This is a genomic window from Acidovorax sp. KPB24-07, from assembly GCF_057543315.1.
In genome coordinates this window covers 1-1,911 of record NZ_BAAJYS010000532.1, presented here as the reverse complement: position 1 = coordinate 1,911, position 1,911 = coordinate 1, and the positions used below count along the sequence as shown (strand labels likewise).

General features: G+C 71.4%; 1 protein-coding gene. It reads right to left on the bottom strand.

Annotation, left to right across the window (positions count from 1 at the left end):
• Positions 1-201: 201 nt before the first annotated feature.
• Positions 202-1,911: TonB-dependent receptor (locus tag AC27IQ_RS23515; RefSeq protein WP_487090996.1), on the bottom strand; the 1,710-nt coding region annotated here is incomplete at its 5' end.

The window sequence follows — 1,911 nt, the reverse complement described above, 5'->3', positions numbered from 1 at the left end:
CCCCTGCGCGGAAACTGCAGGCATCGCCCGCCAAGGCCCCGTTGGCGGCCGCGCCCGCCAAAGCCGCCAAGCAGCCCGCGATGGCGGGCACGGGCGCGGACGACTGGGAAACCTTCTGACGCCACCGCCCCCTGCGCCACCGGACGCCGCCCCACGCCCCTCCGGCCGTGGGGCGTTTTTCTGGGGCGTCCCGCGCGGCGCCTAGAACCGCCAGCCGAGCGAGGCCGACACGCTGCGGCCATCCCCCGGCGAATAGCCCGACGAACCGCTGTCGTACCACGCATAGACGTAGCGGCGGTGGGTGGCGTTCTTCACCTGCACCGACACGTCCATTTCGGGCGTGAGTCGCCAGGTGGCGCCGAGGTTCAGCAGCGCGTAGCGGCCAGCGCGGCCCTGCGTGTTGGTGCGGTCCAGAAAGTAGTCGCCCTGCGCGCTGGCCGAGGCGCTCAGCTCCCATTGCTCGCTGGCGCGGTAGGTGATGCCGGCGGTCGCCAGGTGGTGCGGCACGTTCTCGACCTCGCGGCCTGCCGTGGCGGGCGCGCTCGGGTCGGGCGTGGTGATGCGCGCCACCTGGCGCGAATAGGCCAGCCAGCCGGTCCAGCGGGCGTGCAGTTGCGCGTTGAGCTGCAGGTCGTAGCCCTTGCGCAGCGTGCGGCCCACGTTGCCGAGGCCCCCGGGATCGGGAACGCCATCCACCCCCAGCACGCGCGCCACCTCGCCCGAGGCGCGCTGGCGCCACAGCGCCGCGCGCGCCTCCAGCCAGGGCAGCGGGCGGAACCTGGCACCCACCTCCCAGCCGTCGTTGATCGAGGGATCGAGGTTGCGCGACTGCGTGCGGTACGCATCGATGCCCGTGCCGATCTGGAAGGTGCGACCCCAGTTGCCGTACACGCTGGTGTCGGGCGAGAGCGCGTAGGCCACACTGAGCTTGGGCTGGCGAATGGTGCCGTAGTCGTGCACGGGCGCGCTGGTGCGCGCAAGCCCGTCGGAAAAATGCCCGCCGATGCGGTCGACCCGCAGCGCGGGCACGATCTTCAGCGCCGCCACGGGCCGCACCACCGCCTGCAGGTACGCGCCGCGCGTGTCCAGGTCGAAGTTCCAGTCGCGAAACGGCGCAGTCCGCACGCGCTCGATGGTGCGGTAGCGCTGCGCGGCGTTGCTCTGCCACTGGGCATCGACACCGCCTTCGAGCGTGAACTCGTGCGCCCAGTCCACCCGCGGGCGCCAGGTGAGCGACGTCAGGGCGCCCCGGTGCGTCTCGTCGTTGTCGCGCTCCTGCTGCACGGCGGCCTGTGAAAAGCGCACCCAGCGCTGGTTCTCGTAATGATTGCCATAGGCCTTGGCGGACCAGGAGAGGCGGTCGGCCAGTTCGCCGTCGATGTGCAGGGCGAGCTGGCCCGTCTCGCGCTCGCTGCGGTCGGCGCTGGCGTAGGCGGGGGACGAGCGCGGCGCGGCCTCGGCCTGCTCGCGCGTGAGATAGCCCGATTCGAGCGCGCGGTTGCGGTAGTAGCGGGCGGTCAGGCCCGTGCGCCAGCGCCCGTCGTCGCTGGTGTAGAACCACTTGCCCGATAGCGCACGCTGCGTGCCGTCGGCGTGCGCCCGGTAGCCATCCGACTCGCGCCAGGCCAGCGTGTAGTTCTGGCTCCAGTTGCCGCTCTCGATGCCCTTGGCCACCTGCACCTCGCGCGTGCCGAAGCTGCCGACCGTGGCGATGGCGCGGCCCTCGTTGCCGCCCGTGCGCGTGACCACGTTGGCATTGCCCGCGATGTTGTTCAGCCCGTAGCGCGGGTCGTTGGTGCCGCGCACCACCTCGATGGCCTCGATGTCGATGGGGAAGACCGCATCGAGGTAGGGCATACCGCCCGCGTTGTCGTTGGAAGGAATGCCGTCGATCAGCAGCTTGACGGCGTT